The following is a 20,354-nucleotide window of genomic DNA, read 5'->3' as shown; positions in this document are numbered from 1 at the left end:
TGTACATTGCTCGCCTTTTTTACTTTGCCAGCGTCCTTGCTGTATTCGTCTACCTGTATGCAACTTCGTGTTTGATAAATATGGTCGTATGAACTCATTTTTCAGGTGTGCTTCATGTTTTTTTTTTCATAAAACTTATAGCAGGTGCTCATTATAGGTAAAACTTAAGCTAAAAACGCCAAAAGCAAAACAAATAAAATACTGTTTTACAGATACTTATACCCATTCCAGTATATTATTTTCGATTTTCTGTATTTTTTTTTCATATATATGCTTCTTCATGTTGTCTTCATCTTGACACTGTAGTTTTGAATCATAAATTAATTAAACCGCACGAAGACGATGAAGAAAATGACTTTTTTAGTTACAGCTCTGCTAGGCACAGCTACAGCATTCGCCCAGACAAACACAACTTCAGCAACGACCAGCTCGGCCACCACTGCGCAGGTAGCTGCTGATGGAAACGGCAAATCCGTGAACGTGAACAGCAACACGACCGCTGAGGCAAATACCTCCACAGAAACAAAATCAGGCAAGACCAAGGCCGAGGGCCGCGGATTCCTGAAAGGGTCATCAGTTGCGAAGGCAGATAAGAAAGAAAAGCAGGCTGAGCCTACCCCGGCTCCGGAGGCACCACAGGAAGGCCAGGAGGAAGCACCGAAGGAAAACCACGGCCAGGTGGTTTCTGAAACAGCCCATACCCTAAAAGCAAATGCCACCGCCGAGGGCGAGAAAGCTGAGAACCGCGGCCAGGCCGTAGCAGCAGTAGCCCAAAGCAATGCAACGGCCTTAGCGGCCAAAGGCAAGCGCACCAAAGAAACGCAGGAGCAGGTAGCCCTGAACATCACACAAGAGTCGAAGACCACTGCGGCGTTTGAGGCCCAGCAAGCCGAGCGCAAGGGCAAAGCGAATGCAGAAGCCACCCAGCGTACACAAGCCTCCGTGCAGGCCGACGTAACCAGTGCCGCTGACAGAACCAATCAGCTAGCCCTGGAAACTAGTCATCAGGCGGAAGCCACCGTGAAAGGCCAGGCACAAGGCGCACAGAACCATGGCAAAGCCGTGGCAGAGATAGCGCAGGGTAACAAGGCGTCGGCTGAAGGCCAGGGGCAGGAAGTGAAAGAAGTAGCAACCGCCAAGCGCAAAGAGAAACCCGCTAAAGTAGAGACTGAAGGCAATGCCTCTGGCAGAGCGAAAGTAACAGGTGGTGCCAGCCGTGCCGCAGGTGCTGCCAGAGCTAGTGGTGGTGCCAAAGCCAACGTTGGGGCAGCTTCCTCCACGGCAACAGGGGCCGTAAACGCAGCCACTAAAGCTGTTGTGCCTGCCAAGTCTAACCGCCCGGTGCAGGTAGGTGGTGCCGTTGGGGTTGGGGTTGGTTCCAAGATCAGGATTGGCAACTAAATTCACGCTAAAGTAACTGAGCAGGCAGCCTTTGCATGCGCGCAGGCTGCCTGCTTACTAAACCTTTAATTAAATGAAGAGACTTTGGAAATGGATTGTACCAACCTTGCTGCTGCCTATGCTGGCTTTAGCGAACCCGAGCCAGGCAAAAACCGAAGCGCCCGCCGACTCTACCAAGCAAAACTGGGTGGTGCTGGGCCTCGAAACCGCGAACAACTCTTCTTTCTTTGGCAGAAACACTGCCCGCCGTTATCCTTACGTGGCACCTTCTGTCACTTATATCCACCATACCGGCTTGTGGGCTGCGGCTTCGGCATACCAGCTTTTTAACACCGAGGATTATTTGGATGAAGTAGATGTGACCGTGGGGTATAGCTTCAAGATCCGGAAACGCCTAGAGGTGGATCTGAGCTATTCGCATTTTATATTTGGGGAGAATACACCGTTGGTGAATGCCTCTACCTCCGATGCCATCTCCGTCCGTACCGCCTACGACTGGAAGTACCTGTACAGCGCCCTGACGAACAGCTACATCATCGGCAGCGACAATGACGTATTCACGGTGCTGGAGAACTCCCGCTTTATACCCCTCAACCCTCTCTGGAAAGGCGGGATGCTGGTAGCCCTGGACCCTAAGGTAAGCCTGACGGCTGGCACGCAGCACTTCTCCGAAACCCATACCGTTACCACCACCCGCAAGAAGAACGCTGCCGGAAACGGAAGTAGCGGCAACGGGCCGATCGGGGGTATACTGGACCCGCTGAACCCAGGCGGAAACAATAACGGCAACAACGGCCAACAGCAAGAGGAAACCATCACGACTAGCACCACCGAGAACGTAAGCAGGTTCAGAGTATTGAATTATGATTTTAAAGTGCCTTTGGTTGTATATTATGGTAACTTTGAGCTCGAGCCTTCGTGGCGCTACTCGATACCGGTAAACCAGCTGGAAGGCGATGAATCCAAAGCACAGTCGTTCTATACCCTAAGCGTGAAGTATACTTTCTAACGCAAGCAAAACACCTATTTAGCACCCTTATGCACGTCCTTATTGTTGAAGACGAAGTAAGCCTGGCCACTGAGCTAAAGCACTTCCTCGCACAAGAGCACTATACCTGCGACTGGGCAAGCACCGGCCTGGAAGCCTCCGAGAAAATTGCAGTTAACCTCTACGACATCATCCTGCTGGATTTGGGCTTGCCCGACTATGACGGGCTGGACCTGTTGCGGGAAACCAAGCAACTGGAGCACGAGCCGGCTATTATTGTACTGACGGCCCGTGGCGCTTTAGAAGACCGGATTGAAGGGCTGGAACTTGGCGCGGACGATTACCTGCCAAAGCCCTTCTCGCTGCTGGAGCTACAGGCCCGCATGCAAGCCATCATCCGCCGCAAGTTCAAAGTGAAGTCCTCGGTGTTTGAACTGCACGGCATCGCGCTTGACAGTGTGGCCCGGCGGGTTACATACCAGGAGCGAGAAATCTCCCTCACTAAAAAGGAGTTTGACTTGCTGCACTACATGCTCCTGCACCGCAAGCGAATCCTGACGAGGCTACAGCTGACTGAGCACATCTGGGGTAATATCCTGGAGGATAGCTACGACTCCAATTACATTGACGTGCACATCAAGAACCTGCGCAAGAAACTGTCAGAATTTATACCCAACGACTGGCTGGAGACAGTGCGCGGAGTAGGCTACAGACTAACGGTATAAGATGCGGTTACAGTCCAAGCTTACCCTGTTCAACGCGGTCTCTAAGATCCTGATTCTGCTGCTGCTGGTACTGGTGCTTCCGCCTCTCATCCATGAGGTGGCCATGCGCAACACCGACCAGGGCTTACTAGAGAAAAAAGAACAGGTGTTTGATATTATCGAGCTGCGCGGTATTGACTCCTTTATACTAGCCAATGAAGACAGCACTTACGGCAGTTATAACCTGCTGAAAGAGGAGTTTATATCGATGGAACCTATCGACCCGTCGCAGATTAACAACCGGATCGAGAACACCCTGCGCAAAGTGGAGGGCGAGGTAGTAGAATACCGGGTACTGAGTCTGGCCTTCGAGCTGCACAGTGAAACTTACCTTTTGGAGATTGGCCGCAGCCTGGCCACCATCCGTGAAACGAGCGGTACCCTGCAGCGGTATGCCCTGTACTTTCTGGTGGCTGTCGTGCTGCTGACGGTGTTCGTGGACCTGGCTTTTGCCAAAATCCTGCTCCGCCCCCTTACCCTGATTTTAAGGCGGCTACAGCGCATCGGACACCCTGATACTTTCAAGCCAGCCTCACTCGCCACCACCACCAGCGACTTCATCTACCTGAACGACACCATTAACAGCATGATGGGACAGATAAAGGATGCCTTCATGAAGGAAAAGGAATTCATCGGCAATGTGTCGCATGAGCTGCTGACGCCGGTCTCTATCCTGCAAACGCGCCTTGAGAACCTGCTCTCGGACCCCGGTGTGACGGAGGAGATGATGTTAAAAGTAGTGGAAAGCCAAAAAACCTTGCATCGCCTCAAGAGCATCATCCAGGCACTGCTGTTTATTTCGAGGATTGAGAACGCGCAGTATCTGAAAAACGAATCGGTTGATCTGAAGGAATTGGTACAGGAAGTAGTGGAGGAGATCAGTGACCGGGCAGAGATGAAGGATATCCGCGTGGATGTTTCCATGGATCAGAACCATGTGCTGCCGCAGGCCAACAACTCGCTGTTGTTTACGATGCTCTTTAACGTGGTGAACAATGCCATCAAATATAATAAACCCGAGGGTAGCATCCGCATCAGCGGTTCTGAAACGCCCGATGGCTATGCACTCACCGTGGAGGACACAGGTACGGGCATTGCGGCAGACCAGCTTCCTAAAATCTTCACCCGCTTCAAGCGCTCACATGCACCGGATGGAGAAAGCCAGGGCTTAGGGTTGGCCATTGTGCAGACAGTCGCGCAGTTCCACCAGGTGAAACTGGCCGTTACCTCTACTCCCGGCACTGGCACCGCATTCAAGTTGCTGTTTCCGGTTTAGCCCACCTCCCGCAGAGCAAGAAACAGACATCTCAACAACAGCGCCTCCCAGGTGCCATCTTTTTTTACATAGGTGCCTGGGAGGCGCTGCGTTTTGAACGCGGTAAAAACGCAGCATCAATGTGATAACAACATAGCACGTCCGAAAAAATTGTTTAATTTTTATAATATATATTATACTTATTTCCACTGCCTCCCGTATACCCAAAAACAAGAAAAAACATAGTAGATCATTCATTTAAAGGAGGCAACATGGGAACTGTTAGGCACATCCTTCAAAAAAAAGGTGGCGATATTATCTCCATTGGACCAGACGCAACAGTCTACAGCGCCTTGGAATTGATGGTAGAAATGAACGTCGGCTCTATCCTGGTGATGGACAACGGGAAATTCGTCGGCATCTTCACAGAGCGCGATTATGCCCGCAAGGTGATGCTGAAAGGCAAGTCCTCGCGTGAGGCGTATATCCGCGAGATCATGAGCGAACATCCCGCCACCGTTACCCCCGACACTAAGGTAGAGGAATGCATGGCCCTCATGACCTCGCATTATTTCCGCCACCTGCCCGTGGTGGAAAATGGCCAGTTGGTTGGCCTTGTCTCCATTGGTGACATTGTGAAGTACATCATCGAAGAGCAGAAATTCATTATCGATAACCTGGAGCATTACATCACCGGTACTTAAACGCCTGAAGGCTCCCAGATAAAATTTACGCATACCTTACTTAGAACATACGCCTTAGGAGGAGGCAATACAAAGTGGATATACCTACCGCGTCTTCTACTTTATTGTGGCCCATGGTGGTCTATGGCGGCATTGTGCTTAGCCTGGTCGCCATTATACTGGGTCTTTCTCATGTGCTGGGCCAACGGCATACGGGCCATGCCACCAACGAACCGTATGAAGGCGGTATCATGAGCGCAGGGTCCGCACGCATCCGCTTCTCCTCTCAATTTTACTTAGTGGCCATGCTCTTCGTCATTTTCGATGTCGAGACGGTCTTCATTCTTTCCTGGGCTATCGCCTTCCGCGAGCTGGGGTGGTATGGCTATATGGGTGTGGCTGTTTTTATGCTGATGCTGGTAGTCGTGCTCATTTACGAGTGGCGAAACGGCGCGCTGGATTTTGGCCCAGATGGCAAGAAAATTCTGGCTGCCTACAAGCGCCTGATACAGCCACCGGCTTCCTAACAAGATATTTCTCCCCAAATAATACGATACCCCGCACCTGACATCCTACCGCATTGCGCGCCACTTTTCAGATCATCACCCTTCGGATAACATGACGTAACACCCTAAACCCGATACCATATGAAATGGTGGCTAAGTAAACCCGATGACCCGGCGCGTGCAACCAGCGGCACCAGTTCTTACGAGGAAACCATACAGCAAAGCGTGATGCTGAGTACCATGCAGGACCTGCTAGCCTGGGGCCGCAAGAACTCCATGTGGCCCTTTCACTTCGGTCTCTCCTGCTGCTTCGTGGAGATGGCCACCAGCATGACCCCAAAATATGACGTGGCCCGTTTCGGTGCCGAGGTAATACGCGGCACGCCGCGCGAGGCCGACGTGATGATCATCGCCGGCACTGTCTTCATTAAAATGGCCCCCATCATCAAGCGCCTGCACGAGCAGATGATGGAACCCCGCTGGGTAATCTCGATGGGCTCCTGCGCCAACTCCGGCGGTATGTTCGACATTTATTCTGTAGTACAGGGCGTGGACAAGTTCCTGCCGGTGGATGTCTATGTTCCCGGCTGTCCGCCACGCCCCGATGCTTTTATGGAGGGCCTCATGCTGCTGGCCGAATCGGTGGGCAAGGAGAAACGCCCCCTCAGCTGGACCATTGGCGAACAGGGCGTAATCAGACCCGAAAAAATAGATGTGAAAGAACGGCGGCAGGAAGCCCGGTCCAAAATGACCGAGTTCCGTTCGCCGGATGAGGTGTAAGGAAGTTGGAAAGTTAAAGGTTTGTGAAGTAAAGACTTTATGCGCTGGTGCGAGCTTGTAGCTCGTACCAAACTGGACAGATCATTGAACATTGAGTACGAGCTACAAGCTCGCACCAGCGGAGGTATAAAATCAGACTTTAGACGCCAGACATAAGATTTTAGACTTACTTTTTTAGAATTAAAAGACTGACAAAGCAACAAGTATTGACAAGCTGTGAGCAAAGCGAACGCATGTTTCAACTCCCCTCCTTTTTTTAAGGAGGGGTGCCGCAGGCGGGGTGGTTTAATCACTACCAAATATAAAGCAGCATAAATTTGATTTACAACACACTTAGCATCAAATGAAGTAAAGCATACAGGGCATTTAAACTTTCCTATACATGGAAAACGGAAGTGGCATATTGGAGCAACTGCAGGCACGGTTCGGAGACGACACCTTCAAACCGCAAACCACCCAGGATGAGATTCTCACCCTCTGGATGCCGCATGACAAGATAAAGGACGTGCTGCTTTTCCTGAAAACGGAGATTCCGCAGCCCTTCCCCCTGCTCTACGACCTTACCGCTACCGATGAGCGCACCCGCAAGCACGAGAACGGCCATGCGCCCTTTGCCTTCACCATCATCTACCACCTCCTTTCTTTTGCGCGCAACCGTTTTATCCGGTTAAAGGTCGGCTTCCGCGACGAGTTCCCGACCGTGCAGAGCATCAGCAGTCTGTGGGCCAACGCCAATTGGTATGAGCGCGAGGTGTATGATATGTTCGGTATCCGTTTTGAGGGGCACCCGCACCTGTCGCGTATTCTGATGCCGCGCACCTGGGTGGGTCACCCGCTGCGCAAGGAGCACCCCGCCCGGGCCACCGAGATGGGCCCTTTCGCGCTGTATGACGACAAAGTGGACCTGGAGCAGGCCGCCCTGCAGTTTAAGCCCGAGGAATGGGGGCTGGCTCGGCAAAGCGAGGACAGCGACTTTATGTTCCTGAACATCGGCCCGCAGCACCCCGGCACGCACGGTGTGTTGCGCATCATTCTGCAGCTGGACGGCGAGGATATAGTGGATGCCATCCCGGATATCGGCTTTCACCACCGGGGCCAGGAGAAGATGGCCGAGCGGCAGTCGTGGCATACCTACCTGCCTTATACCGACCGCGTGGACTACCTGGGTGGCGTGATGAACAACCTGGCCTACCTGATGGCCGTGGAAAAGCTGGCAGGGATACAGGTGCCCGAACGCGTGAAAGTGATTCGGGTGATGTTGTGCGAACTCTTTCGCATCGCCAGCCACCTAGTATGGTATGGCACCTTTGCCCAGGATGTGGGCCAGCTTTCGCCAGTGTTCTATATGTTTACTGACCGCGAGAAGATATTTGACATTGTGGAGGCCATTACCGGCGGGCGCATGCACCCCAACTGGTTCCGCATCGGGGGCGTGGCCCAGGACCTGCCCAAAGGCTGGGAAAAACTGGTGCAGACGTTCATCGATTACTTCCCGAAACGGCTGAAAGAGTACGACAACATGGTGCTCAAAAACAGCCTGTTCAAGGCGCGCACCAAAGGCATCGGCATTTTCACGATGCAGGAGGCTATTGAGTGGGGTGTGACGGGGCCAAACCTCCGCGCCTGCGGCTTCGACTGGGATTTCCGCAAAAAGCAGCCCTACTCCGGCTACGAAATGTTCGATTTTGAGATCCCGACTGCCGCCAACGGCGACTGCTATGACCGTGCCCTGGTGCGGGTAGCCGAGATGCGCCAGAGCCTGCGCATCATTGAGCAATGCCTCAAGAACATGCCGGAGGGCCCCTACAAAGCCGATCACCCGCTGACCACGCCACCGATCAAGAAAAACACCATGCACGATATCGAAACCCTCATCACGCACTTTCTGGGTGTGAGTTGGGGACCAGTGATGCCATTTGGGGAAGCCATGAGTTGCATCGAGGCCACCAAGGGCGCCAACGGCTACTACGTCACCAGTGACGGCAACACCTCGCCCTACCGCCTGCGCATCCGGACACCCTCGTTCCCGCACATGCAAATGCTCCCTTATATCACCAAAGGCTATACCGTCGCCGACCTGCTATCCATACTCGGGGCCATGGATTATGTGCTGGCGGATATTGACAGGTGAGGTTGAATCAAGAGTTGAGGTACAGTGTGCAGCATGTTAACAGGAAGCATATAATGAAAACTCTGGTAATCACTATCCTTGGTCTTTTTCTCTGCTTGTACTTGGCAGAAGTCAAGGCTCAGGATACGAGGAAAACAAACACGGAAAGGCAGGGTACACCAGCGAAATTTTACTTGTCTCTGTCTGGTGGCATAGGGTTGGCAGGACCGAAAACAGAAATAGAGAATCAAATGAAAGCTTCAGGCTTCAATGACCAGAGCTCAAATTGGTTCTCTGGTGATGAGAAGCAATACCCTGAAAGTTACAGATTGCCAATTGCCAAGCTTGGGGCTGCCTATTTTTTCCAGAGAGGGCATGGTATAAAAGCAAGTGCCGGGTTAGCAGACCACCTTGAGGTGAGAGGGTATGATGATGTTGGCATTGGAAATTACTTAACGCTGAGAAGTGCCCTATGGGAGCTAGCTCTGAACTATGTGCTACGCTCCACGAATGAAAGACACTATCTGAGCATTGGCCCGGCCTTATTTCTACATGCGGTAGAGGATAAATCCGCAAGCCCTGCCCAGGGAAAGAACAGGAACACAAAGGTGGGTGTAGCCGGAGGGTATACGCTTCACCTCATCAACAAAAGGAGTTGGTTCCTGGCTTATCAGGCAAATGCCAGATGGGCACCAGAGTCAGAAGTAGGACCTTTTATAGCGGAACACGAAACGGGTATTGTATTGCCTGAGCCCGAAGTGCATAGTTCAGAATTCAGATCAGTAAAAGTCAAGCTCAGCGGCTTTGATATGGGTTTGGCTTTCGGTATAAAGATGAGGTAAAAAGGCAGCTCCCTACAATCATTAATGCTGCAGGGAAAAAGAGCTAGTCGCCGTTGTTGGTGAAAACACCAACAACGGCCAACAAAAGATATACTAAAAGTTTAAGTCTCCGCCGGTGCGAACTTACTTGTTAGGTCCTGACAACACCGAATCGCAAGCTCGCACCGGCAGGAGCACAAATTATGATTACCGAGTGGAGGGGGTACAGGAGAGGCTTCACACGCTGGTGCGAGCTTGTAGCTCGTACCAAACAGCACGATCATTGAACATTGAGTACGAGCTACAAGCTCGCACCAGCAAAGAAAATAGGTAAAAAATCTTGTGTCTGAACTATGCTAAGCACAGAGGAAAAACAAAAAATCGAGCACGAAATCAGCCTGGTGCCCTCACCGAAAAACGCCTGCATCGAGGCCCTCAAGATTGTGCAGCACAGCCACGGCTGGGTGTCGGATGAGAGCCTGAAGGATGTGGCGGATTATGTGGGCATGTCGACGGCCGAACTGGACAGCGTGGCGACCTTTTACAACCTGATCTTCCGGAGGCCCGTTGGCCGGCACGTCATCCTGCTCTGCGACAGCATCAGCTGCTACGTAATGGGCTACGACGGCATCCGCGATCATCTTTATAATACATTAAATATACAGTATGGCCAGACTACAGCAGATGGCCGCTTTACCCTGCTCCCCAACTGCTGCCTCGGCACCTGCGACCGTGCCCCCGCCCTTATGATTGACAACGACCTGTACCGTGACCTGACGGTGGAACAACTGGATGAGATACTGAGCAAGTACACCTAAAACCCAAGCGGGCACCTATGGAGAAGCCCCTGACCCAACATATCGTACCGGGCCGCCAGCCCCTCAGCTTAAAGGAGTATGAGAAAGTGGGCGGCTACCAAGCGGTGCGCAAGATCCTGAAGGAAATGACACCCACCGAGGTGCAGGAACTGGTGAAGGCCTCGAACCTGAAAGGGCGTGGTGGAGCCGGTTTCAGCACGGGCCTGAAGTGGAGCTTTGTGCCGATGGGGCCGGACGCGGCACAACCTAAATACCTGGTAGCTAACGCCGACGAGATGGAACCCGGCACCTTCAAGGACCGTGTGCTGCTGGAGGGCAACCCGCATCAGCTCATCGAGGGTATGATCGTGGCCTCCTACGCCATACAGGCCAGCATCTCCTACGTCTTCCTGCGCTGGGCTTACAAACTGGCGGCCCACGAGGTAACCAAAGCCATGCAGGAAGCCTACGAAGCGGGCTACCTCGGCAAAAATATCCTCGGTTCCGGCTTTAACCTGGAGATGCACCTGCACACCGGCGTGGGGCGCTACATGTGCGGCGAGGAAACTGCGCTGCTCAACGCCCTCGAAGGCAAACGCGCCAACCCCAGGGCCAAGCCGCCTTTCCCGCAGGTGAGCGGTTTGTTTGGCAAGCCCACCATCGTGAACAACGTGGAGACCCTCTGCAACCTGCCGCACATCATCAACAACGGCGCGGAGTGGTTTAATGGGCTAAGCAAAAGTGCGGATGCGGGCACCAAGCTGTATGGCGTGAGTGGCCGTGTGAATACGCCGGGCTGCTGGGAATTGCCGATGGGCGTAACCATACGGGAGTTGCTGGAAGAACACGCAGGCGGCATGCAGGACGGCTACCTGTTCCGGGGGCTTCTGCCTGGCGGGGCCTCCACCGATTTCCTGGTGGAAGAGCACCTGGACGTGCCGATGGATTACGCCTCCATTCAGGCAGCGGGAAGCCGTTTGGGCACGGGCACCATGATCATCATGGACGACCAGACCTGCCCGGTGGGTTTTGTGCACAACCTGCAGCACTTCTTTGCCCAGGAGTCCTGCGGCTTCTGCACCCCTTGCCGCGAGGGCCTGCCGTGGGTAGAGAAAATATTATTGGCCATCGACCGCGGCGAGGGCAAACCCGAACACCTGACCACCCTCGATTTCCATACCAAATACCTTGGCCCCGGCAACACGTTTTGTGCCCTTGCCCCCGGTGCCATGGAACCCCTGCAGAGCGCTCTGAAATACTTCAGAGAGGATTTTGAACGACACATACACGAGCAACACTGTCCCTGGAGCAAAACCAAAGCATGGCAACCATCCATATAGATAACAAAACCTACGACGTGAAGGTAGGCAAGAACCTGCTGGAGGCCTGCCTCTCTCTCGGCCTCGACGTGCCCTATTTTTGCTATCACCCCGCCATGGGCTCCATTGGGGCCTGCCGCCAGTGTGCCGTGAAGGTATACCGCGACGAGAACGACACCAAGGGCAAGCTGTTCATGTCGTGCATGGAGCAGGTGCGCGAGGGTATGCGGGTGTCTATTGCCGACATGGAGGCCAGGGAATTCCGGGCACACATCATCGGTTGGCTCATGACCAACCACCCCCACGACTGCGCCGTGTGCGACGAGGGCGGCGCCTGCCATTTGCAGGACATGACCGTGATGACGGGCCACAACTACCGCCAATACCGCTTCGACAAGCGCACCTACGTCAACCAGTATCTTGGCCCTTTCCTCAACCACGAAATGAACCGCTGCATCCAGTGCTACCGCTGCGTGCGCTATTATAAAGACTATGCCGGCGGCAAGGACCTGGATGTGTTTGCCGCCCACAACCACCTGTACTTCGGCCGCGCCGAAGAAGGTGTGCTGGAAAGCGAGTTCAGCGGCAACCTGGCCGAGGTATGCCCAACAGGTGTGTTCACGGACAAAACCCTGAAACAGCACTATACCCGCAAATGGGACCTGACAATGGCGCCCTCGGTTTGCCACCACTGTAGCCTGGGCTGCAACACCATTGCCGGAGAGCGCTACGGCACCATCCGCAGCATCACCAACCGGTATAACGGTGAGGTGAACGGCTATTTTCTCTGCGACCGCGGTCGCTTTGGGTATGAGTTCGTGAACAGCGCGGGCCGGGTGCGGAAGCCGCTCGTGCGCAGCCAACTGCCGGAGGCCACCGATAAGTATACCGCCCTTAAAGCCGCGGCCTCCGCCATCAAAGCCGGGCGGGTGATTGGCATCGGGTCGCCGCGGGCTTCCCTGGAATCGAATTACGTGCTGAAGAAACTGGTGGGCGAGGATAATTTTCATCATGGCGTGGCCGACCTGGAGCACGACCTCGTAGACCTGGCCCTGCACATCCTACGCGATGGCGCTGTGCGAACCCCTTCTTTGCAGGAAGTGGAGCAGGCTGATGCCGTGTTTATACTGGGCGAAGACCTCACCAACACCGCCCCCATGCTGGCCCTCGCGGTACGGCAATCGGTACGGCAGCAGCCTGAGCTAGAGCAGGTTTCCAAAGCCAATATACCGGTATGGCAGGATGCCGCTGTGCGCTGCCTGGTGCAGCAGGAGAAAGGCCCACTTTTTATCGCGCATTATACCCCCACCAAACTCGACGAACTGGCCACCCATACCCATTTCGACTCACCGGACGACATTGCCCGGCTCGGCTTTGCCGTAGCCAACCTCATCCACCCAGACGCACCGGAGGTAAGGCAGATAAACGGGGAAGAACAGGAAATGGCGCAGCAGATAGCCGACGCGCTGATGAAGGCCAACAAGCCGCTCATCATCTCCGGCACGTCGTCTGGCAGCGAGCGGGTGCTGAAAGCCGCTGCCAACATTGCCCAGGCACTGGCCGCAAAAGAAAAGTCGGCAGGTATAAGCCTGGTGGTGCCGGAGTGCAACAGCATGGGGCTGGCGATGCTCGGAGGCCATAAACTGGAGTCGGCTTTTGACGCTGTGCTGAACGATTATGCCGACACTGTGATCATCCTGGAAAACGATTTATACCGCCGGGCAAATACGGCAGCCCTAACCCGGTTTTTTGAGAAGTGCGAGCAGGTCATTGTGCTGGACCACCTGCACAATGCCACCACCGAGCACGCGGACGTGCTGCTGGCAGCAGGCACTTTCTCGGAGGCAGACGGCACGCTGATCAACAACGAGGGGCGGGCACAGCGCTTCTTCCAGGTGCACGCCACACCCGACGAACTGCAGGAAAGCTGGCGCTGGCTCGCGGAACTGGGCACGATCATGAACGAGGAGGAAATCAGCAATTGGGTAGGGTATGATGATGTGCTGAAGGCCATGGCGAAGGAGATCCCGGAATTCCAACCCATCACCAAAGAGGCGCCTTCCTCCGATTTTCGTATTGCTGGCCAACGGATTCCGCGCGCGCCGCATCGCTTCAGCGGGCGCACCTCCATGAACGCGGGCTTTAACGTGAGCGAGCCCAAACCGCCCGTAGACCCTGATTCGCCGCTTTCCTATACCATGGAGGGCTACCGCGGGCAGCCGCCTTCCGCCATGATCCCGTTTTTCTGGGCACCCGGCTGGAACTCGGTGCAGTCCACGAACAAGTACCAGCAGGAAGTGGGCGGCCACCTGAAAGGCGGCGACCCCGGCGTGCGTTTGGTTGCGCCGTCTGGTACAGCCGCCTATTCCATCGCGGTGCCGCAGCGATTTATACCCCTGGAGGGCCATTTATACATGCTGCCGCTGCACCACACCTTCGGCTCCGAGGAACTCAGCAACCAGGCCGCCGGCATCATGCAGCGCATCCCGGAGCCATACGTGGCAATAAACTCCGCTGACGCCGTGCAGCTAAAACTCAGCGAGGGCCAACTGCTCAGCTTCTCCATTGAGGGGCAGGTTTACCAGTTGCCAGCGAAAATAAGTGAAACGATACCGAGCGGAACAGCCGGCATGCCCAACGGATTGCCGGGCGTGCCCTTTGCCGAGCTTCCCGCCTGGGCCATACTTAACCGAGACATCAAATGGAAACAGCAGCCCCAAACTACTTTCTAATCATCGGCGGTGTGCTCTTCGTCATGCTCAACGTGGCGGCGGCACTTATCTGGGTCGAGCGGCGCCTGCTGGCCCTGTTCCAGGACCGGTATGGCCCGAACCGTGCAGGCCCTTTTGGCCTGCTCATCGTGGCCGCCGACTCCATCAAGCTATTTTTCAAAGAGGACTGGATTCCGCCCTTCGCCGACAAGGCCGTGTATGTGCTGGCCCCGGCCATTGTGGTGGTCACGGTGCTGATGAGCTTTGTGGTGATACCGTTTGCGCCCGGCGTCGTTGTAGCCGACCTGAACATCGGGCTGTTGTTTTTCTTGGCCATGTCGTCTATGGGCGCTTATAGTATCATCCTCGGCGGTTGGGCCTCGAATAACAAGTACAGTTTGCTGGGTGCCATGCGTGGCGCGGCGCAGATGATCTCCTACGAAGTATTCATGGGCCTGTCGCTGATGGGCGTAGTCTTGCTTAGCGGCTCCTTTAACCTGCGGGAGATCGTGTTGGCGCAGGAAGGGCTCTGGTTTATCATTCCGCAGATCCTCGGTTTTATCATCTTCTTCATCGCGGGCATCGCCGAAACGCACCGTCTGCCCTTCGACATTCCGGAAGCGGAAAGTGAGCTGATTGCGGGCTTCCACTCGGAATACTCGGGCATGAAGTTCGGCATGTTCTTCATCGGTGAGTACATGGGCATCACGCTCATCTCCTGCATGATCGTGACGCTGTATTTCGGCGGTTGGCTCGGTCCGGATTTCCTTCCGCCGGTGGTATGGTTCATCCTGAAAACAGTGTTTTTCCTGATGATCTTCATCCTGCTCCGCGCCTCCATGCCCCGTCCACGGTATGACCAACTAATGGAGTTCGGCTGGAAAATCCTGCTGCCGCTGACGCTGGTGAATTTGATGGTGACGGCTGCGGTGGTGCTGTGGCTGGAGGGGTAAGGTGGGAATTTTGAATGAGTGCATGATTGAATGAGTGAATAAAGGCCCGATCGCTGGTGCGAGCTTGTAGCTCGTACCGCACATCAAATTGGTACGAGCTACAAGCTCGCACCAGCAAAAGGAATTTTGGAGAATCATTTTCCATTGCTTTCTCTTGCGGTGCTCGGGCATCGGACAAAAGTCTCTGTGAAAGGGATAGTATGATGAAGAATATGTATAAAGCTCCCTCCCCTGTTTTTAGGGGAGGGTTGGGGGGGAGAAATACTCAATACCTCTACAAGATAAAGGAACCCTAAAACGAAAGGAGCAGCTATGTTTAGTTTGTTGCGCAGTATGTGGCTCACGTTTCTGCACGCGTTTCATAAGCGGGAGACCATTCTATACCCCGAGGAAAAACCTTTCCTACCTACGCGCTGGCGTGGCCGGATTGTGCTGACGCGCGACCCGGACGGCGGCGAGCGCTGCGTGGCCTGCAACCTCTGCGCCGTGGCCTGCCCCGTCGACTGCATCGCGCTGCAAGCCACCGAGGACGAGACAGGTCGCCGCTACCCCGACTTCTTCCGGATAAACTTCTCGCGCTGCATCTTCTGCGGTTACTGCGAGGACGCCTGCCCGACCTACGCCATCCAGCTTATCCCTGACTTTGAGATGGGCGAGTATAACCGCCAGAACCTGGTGTATGAAAAGAAGGACCTACTTATCAACAGCGAGGGCAAGTACCCTGGATATAACTACTACAAAGTGGCCGGTATGGCCATTGGCGGCAAAGGAAAAGGCGAGGCCGAGAACGAGTCCCCGCCAGTAGACATCAAAAGCTTAATCCCCTAAGGCCTATGGAACTCACATTTTACATCGCCGCAGCGGTGGCCATACTCTCCACCATCATGGTCATCACGCGCTACAACATGATTCATGCGCTGCTCTACCTCGTGGTCTCTTTTATGGCTGTGTCCGTGGTGTTCTTCACGCTGGGCGCCCCGTTTATGGCCGCCCTGGAGATCATCATTTACGCCGGAGCCATCGTGGTGCTCATCATCTTCGTGATCATGATGCTGAACATGACCAAGGAGGATATACAGCGCGAAAAGGACTGGCTGAAGCCCTCTGTTTGGGTAGGTCCCGCCCTGCTGTCGGCGGTGCTGCTGGCTGAGCTGATTCACATTCTGACCACCTCGAACCCCGCACAGACAGAGGCCCTGGTGGCCGTGGATGCCAAGCTGGTGGGCCTGGCGCTGTTCGGGCCATACCTGCTGGGCGTGCAATTGTGCGGCATCCTGCTGATGGCCGGCATTGTGGGCGCTTACCATCTGGGCAGGCAGAAGAAGAAAGTCATTCACCGGTTCTTACAGGAAAGGAGCGCCGCCGCATGAGCACCGCATCCATGGAAGCCGCCCTCCTGCTGGCAGGCATACTTTTTATGCTGGGCCTGATCAGTGTGCTCATCCGCCGCAACATCATCTTCATGCTCATCTCGGTGGAGATCATGCTGAACGCCGCCGGGCTTGCCTTCATCGTGGCTGGCTCGCGCTGGGTGCAGCCCGACGGGCAAATCATGTTCATCTTCATCCTGACCATGGCCGCCGCCGAGGTGTCGGTGGGCCTGGCCCTCATCATGCAGATCTATCACCAACTCAAGACGCTCGACAGCGACGCGGCTAACTTTATGAAAGGATAACGCTATGGCAGATCTACTTTGGTTAATTCCCGCCCTCCCCTTTTTAGGCGCTGTGCTCCTAGTGCTTTTCGGTACGAGACTCCCGCGTACGGCGGCTGGTCTCATCGGGGTGGGCAGCGTGGGCATTTCAGCATTGGTCACAATTATTTTGGGGATGGATTTTCTGGCTACCCGACCGGCTTTTTACCAGCAGGAGGTATGGCAGTGGTTCAGTGTGGCGGGATTCAGTCCGTCTATTGGCTTTCACCTCGATGCGCTCTCGCTGGTATTCATTTTCGTGATCACCTTCGTGGGCTTTCTCATCCACCTCTACTCCACCGCCTACATGGCCGACGAGGAAGATTTCTCGCGCTTTTTCGCCTGTATGAATTTGTTTGTGGGCTCGATGCTGGTGCTCGTGATGGCCGATAACCTGCTGCTGTTATACCTCGGTTGGGAGGGCGTGGGCCTGTGCAGTTACCTGCTGATCGGGTTCTGGTATAAAGAGCCCGCCAACGGATATGCCGCCCGAAAAGCCTTCATCATCACCCGCGTCGGCGACACAGCAATGGCCATCGGGCTGTTCATGCTTTTCCAGCTTTTCGGCACGCTTAACATCCAAAGCATCCTTTCTGATGCACCACAGGTATGGCCGGTAGGTGCCGAAGGGGCTTTATTGGTAGCACTGCTTTTATTGGGTGGTGCCGTGGGCAAGTCGGGGCAATTGCCGCTGCAAACCTGGCTGCCCGACGCCATGGCCGGACCAACGCCTGTTTCGGCGCTCATCCATGCCGCCACCATGGTCACGGCCGGGGTATACCTGATCACACGCATGTTTGTCATTTTTGAGCTGGCCCCCGTGGCGCAATTAACCGTCGCTATCATTGGTGCTGTTACTCTGCTCATCGCGGGATTTTCAGCCCTCACCCAATATGACCTGAAGCGTGTGCTTGCCTACTCCACTATCAGCCAGATCGGGTATATGTTCCTGGCGCTGGGCGTGGGGGCCTGGTCGGCGGGCATCTTCCATTTCATGATCCATGCCTTCTTCAAGGCGCTGCTTTTTCTCTGTGCCGGGGCCATCATTCTGGCGCTGCACCACGAGCAGGACATGCGCAAAATGGGCGGCCTGCGCCACAAAATGCCCGTCGTGTTCTGGACCTTCCTGATTGGGGCGGCCTCGCTGGCGGCACTGCCGATCATCACCGCCGGTTTCTACAGCAAAGACCAGATTCTGTGGTATGCGCTGGCCGGGGAGAACGGCAATATCTGGCTCTATGCGGCCGGACTTGCAGGCGCCTTCCTCACCTCGATTTATACCTTCCGGATGGTGTTCCTCACGTTTTATGGCGAAAGTAAAACGCACCTAGAGCACCCGCCGGGCAAGCGCATCACCATACCCCTCATCATACTGGCTGTGCTGTCGCTGGTGGGTGGCTTTATCGAGTTGCCGCACAACTTCGGGCACGTCGTGCTGTTCTCCGACCTGCTGGCCCCGGTGCTGCCCGGCATCTCGGCCAATGAGGTGCTGGCCGCAAACGAGTGGCTGTTTCAGTTGCTGGCGGCGGTAGTTTCGTTGGGCGGCGTGTTGGTGGCATACCTCTTCTACCTCAAAAGCCCGCACCTGCTGCACAGCATCGAGCGCTCCGACACGGCCATGCGCCTGCACCGTTTCTGGTTCGCGGGCTGGGGCTTCGATGCGTTGTACGATAACCTGCTCGTGCGGCCTTATGTGTTTTTCTCCAACCTTAACAAGCGCGACATTATCGACAGCTTTTATACCGGCCTTGCCCGCATGGCCGAGGGCTTCCATGTGATATTCTCCCAAACCCAAAGCGGGATACTGCGCAACTACGTGATGGGCATAGTGGTGGGCGCGATCATGATTCTAACCATAAGTCTACTGCTATGATACTGCTCTGGATGATCGTGCTTTTGATGGGTGGCGGCTTGCTGGCGTGGCTCTCCAAGAAGGTGCACCCCATGCTGCCCCGCTGGATTGCCCTTTTCGCCCTCCTCAACGCTTTGTTAATCGCCGTCTGGATCTGGCTCACCACGCCAGCAGCCACGCTGGGCGCTTCGCCCTGGCTCATTCGCCTCGAAATCCCCTGGATTCCGCAGTGGGGCGTGGGCTTCTCGATGGCGCTGGACGGCTTGAGTCTGCTGATGCTCATGCTCACGTTCTTCCTGGGCATACTGGCGGTCCTTATTTCCTGGCGCGAGATCAACACCAAAACGGGCTTCTTTCACTTCAACTTATTGTGGGTGCTGGCCGGTATCACAGGCGTTTTCCTCACCATGGACCTGTTCCTGTTTTACTTTTTCTGGGAGGTGATGCTCATCCCGATGTACTTCCTGATCGGGGTATGGGGCCACGCCAACCGCAACTACGCCGCCTATAAGTTCTTCATCTTCACGCAGGCATCCGGGCTGCTGATGCTGCTGGCCATACTCGGTTTATACTTCATCCACGGCAGCCAGACCGGCACGTATACCTTCAACTATTTTGAGTTGCTGAACACGCCGTTGGCACCGTTGGCTGCACGCCTGCTGATGTTCGGCTTCCTGGCCGCTTTCCTGGTCAAGTTGCCCGTGGTGCCGTTCCATTCCTGGCTGCCCGACGCGCACTCCGAGGCTCCTACCGCAGGCAGTGTGATCCTGGCCGGGCTGTTGCTGAAGACCGGGGCCTATGGCCTGCTGCGTTTCGTGCTGCCTCTCTTTCCGATGGCTGCTGTGGAGTTTGCCCCTTGGGCGATGCTGCTCGGAGTGGTTGGCATTATCTACGGCGCGATTCTCGCGTTCTCCCAAACCGACCTGAAACGGCTCGTTGCCTATACCAGCGTGAGCCACATGGGCTTCGTGATTCTGGGCGTGTTTGCCTTTAACGAGTGGGCGCTGCAGGGCGTGGTGATGCAGATGATCGCACACGGACTCAGTACCGGCGCGCTCTTCATCATCGCCGGTTTCCTCTACGAGCGCCTCCATACCCGCGACATCCGGGAGATGGGCGGCTTCTGGGCGAAGGCTCCGAAGATGGGCGTCATCGCACTCATCTTCGTGATGGCCTCCCTCGGCCTGCCGGGCTTGGGCAACTTCATCGCCGAATTCCTGACGCTGGTGGGCTCCTGGCAAGCCAATAACTGGCTCACGGTGTTTGCCACCATCGGCCTCGTGCTGGCAACGGTATACTCGCTGCGCATCATGCAAAAAGTATTCTTCGAGCCCGCCCCCACCGACAGACCGCTTCCAGATTTAAATTCCCGTGAGATGCTAATCGCCATTCCGATGGTTGTCATGATTCTCTGGCTCGGCCTATACCCCCAACCCGTGTTGGATACCGCCCGCCCTGCCTTAATGAAGCAACTGGAGGCGTATGCGCCGCCGCCGGAACAGCCAATAGAGGTCGCTTTGAATGTGATGCCAGTGGATAGCAGTAATAGCCAAAAGTCCCCCTTGGGGGTAGGGGCCCTCTACAAAGAAGGGGGCAGGGGGATGAAAGGCCGTCAGAAATACCTAAACACTTATCCTCAAAATATATTGCTCACAGATGTAATCATCCCCCTTACCCCCTTCAAAGGGGGACAATAAACGCGGGACTTAAAAAAGTAAAAA

General features: G+C 55.0%; 18 protein-coding genes. All 18 read left to right on the top strand.

Translation table 11 applies throughout. The features are described from left to right. The first annotated feature begins 342 nt into the window (after positions 1-342). A complete protein-coding gene (locus ACXYMU_RS04655; protein ID WP_458985186.1) occupies positions 343-1,401 on the top strand; it encodes a hypothetical protein in 1,059 nt (352 codons plus the stop codon). A gap of 73 nt (positions 1,402-1,474) precedes the next feature. Continuing rightward, positions 1,475-2,410: a hypothetical protein gene (locus ACXYMU_RS04650; RefSeq protein WP_458985185.1), complete on the top strand. Its 936-nt coding sequence runs from the start codon at positions 1,475-1,477 to the stop codon at positions 2,408-2,410. 29 nt (positions 2,411-2,439) lie between these two features. After that, the gene (locus tag ACXYMU_RS04645) at positions 2,440-3,114 is read left to right on the top strand and encodes a response regulator transcription factor (protein WP_458985184.1); all 675 of its coding nucleotides are present in this window, start codon (positions 2,440-2,442) and stop codon (positions 3,112-3,114) included. A 1-nt stretch (position 3,115) separates the two neighbouring features. After that, positions 3,116-4,429, top strand: coding sequence for a sensor histidine kinase (locus ACXYMU_RS04640; RefSeq protein ID WP_458985183.1), 1,314 nt, complete (start codon positions 3,116-3,118; stop codon positions 4,427-4,429). 251 nt (positions 4,430-4,680) lie between these two features. Next, positions 4,681-5,112 carry a CBS domain-containing protein gene (locus ACXYMU_RS04635; RefSeq protein ID WP_458985182.1) on the top strand — a complete coding sequence of 144 codons (432 nt, stop codon included), beginning with the start codon at positions 4,681-4,683 and terminating at the stop codon, positions 5,110-5,112. A 74-nt stretch (positions 5,113-5,186) separates the two neighbouring features. Then, positions 5,187-5,618 (top strand): NADH-quinone oxidoreductase subunit A, encoded by a 432-nt coding sequence (locus ACXYMU_RS04630; RefSeq protein WP_458985181.1) that lies wholly within the window; start codon positions 5,187-5,189, stop codon positions 5,616-5,618. 120 nt (positions 5,619-5,738) lie between these two features. Next, on the top strand, positions 5,739-6,377 hold the full coding sequence (gene nuoB, locus ACXYMU_RS04625) for an NADH-quinone oxidoreductase subunit NuoB (protein ID WP_458985180.1): 639 nt from the start codon (positions 5,739-5,741) through the stop codon (positions 6,375-6,377). Between the two features lie 382 nt (positions 6,378-6,759). Then, entirely contained in the window at positions 6,760-8,508 is a 1,749-nt protein-coding gene (gene nuoC / locus ACXYMU_RS04620) for an NADH-quinone oxidoreductase subunit C/D (RefSeq protein ID WP_458985179.1), read from the top strand. Between the two features lie 53 nt (positions 8,509-8,561). Then, positions 8,562-9,329, top strand: coding sequence for a hypothetical protein (locus tag ACXYMU_RS04615; protein WP_458985178.1), 768 nt, complete (start codon positions 8,562-8,564; stop codon positions 9,327-9,329). Between the two features lie 332 nt (positions 9,330-9,661). Then, entirely contained in the window at positions 9,662-10,126 is a 465-nt protein-coding gene (gene nuoE, locus ACXYMU_RS04610; protein ID WP_458985177.1) for an NADH-quinone oxidoreductase subunit NuoE, read from the top strand. Positions 10,127-10,143: 17 nt separating this feature from the next. Then, positions 10,144-11,445 (top strand): NADH-quinone oxidoreductase subunit NuoF, encoded by a 1,302-nt coding sequence (nuoF, locus tag ACXYMU_RS04605; RefSeq protein WP_458985176.1) that lies wholly within the window; start codon positions 10,144-10,146, stop codon positions 11,443-11,445. Further along, positions 11,427-14,156, top strand: coding sequence for an NADH-quinone oxidoreductase subunit NuoG (gene nuoG / locus ACXYMU_RS04600; protein ID WP_458985175.1), 2,730 nt, complete (start codon positions 11,427-11,429; stop codon positions 14,154-14,156). The genes nuoF and nuoG overlap by 19 nt, the downstream gene beginning before the upstream one ends. Beyond that, on the top strand, positions 14,126-15,088 hold the full coding sequence (gene nuoH / locus ACXYMU_RS04595; protein ID WP_458985174.1) for an NADH-quinone oxidoreductase subunit NuoH: 963 nt from the start codon (positions 14,126-14,128) through the stop codon (positions 15,086-15,088). The genes nuoG and nuoH overlap by 31 nt, the downstream gene beginning before the upstream one ends. A gap of 312 nt (positions 15,089-15,400) precedes the next feature. Further along, the gene (gene nuoI / locus ACXYMU_RS04590; protein WP_241640143.1) at positions 15,401-15,916 is read left to right on the top strand and encodes an NADH-quinone oxidoreductase subunit NuoI; all 516 of its coding nucleotides are present in this window, start codon (positions 15,401-15,403) and stop codon (positions 15,914-15,916) included. Positions 15,917-15,921: 5 nt separating this feature from the next. After that, the gene (nuoJ, locus tag ACXYMU_RS04585) at positions 15,922-16,458 is read left to right on the top strand and encodes an NADH-quinone oxidoreductase subunit J (protein ID WP_458985173.1); all 537 of its coding nucleotides are present in this window, start codon (positions 15,922-15,924) and stop codon (positions 16,456-16,458) included. Further along, positions 16,455-16,763, top strand: coding sequence for an NADH-quinone oxidoreductase subunit NuoK (nuoK, locus tag ACXYMU_RS04580; protein ID WP_458985172.1), 309 nt, complete (start codon positions 16,455-16,457; stop codon positions 16,761-16,763). Before nuoJ ends, nuoK begins: the two co-directional genes overlap by 4 nt. Before the next feature lie 4 nt (positions 16,764-16,767). Further along, positions 16,768-18,654, top strand: coding sequence for an NADH-quinone oxidoreductase subunit L (gene nuoL / locus ACXYMU_RS04575; RefSeq protein WP_458985171.1), 1,887 nt, complete (start codon positions 16,768-16,770; stop codon positions 18,652-18,654). Beyond that, positions 18,651-20,330 (top strand): NADH-quinone oxidoreductase subunit M, encoded by a 1,680-nt coding sequence (nuoM, locus tag ACXYMU_RS04570; RefSeq protein WP_458985170.1) that lies wholly within the window; start codon positions 18,651-18,653, stop codon positions 20,328-20,330. The genes nuoL and nuoM overlap by 4 nt, the downstream gene beginning before the upstream one ends. Positions 20,331-20,354: the final 24 nt, after the last annotated feature.

This window comes from Pontibacter sp. CAU 1760, assembly GCF_054482735.1.
The sequence above is the reverse complement of the archived record's forward strand: the minus strand, read 5'-3'. Positions and strand labels throughout refer to the sequence as shown.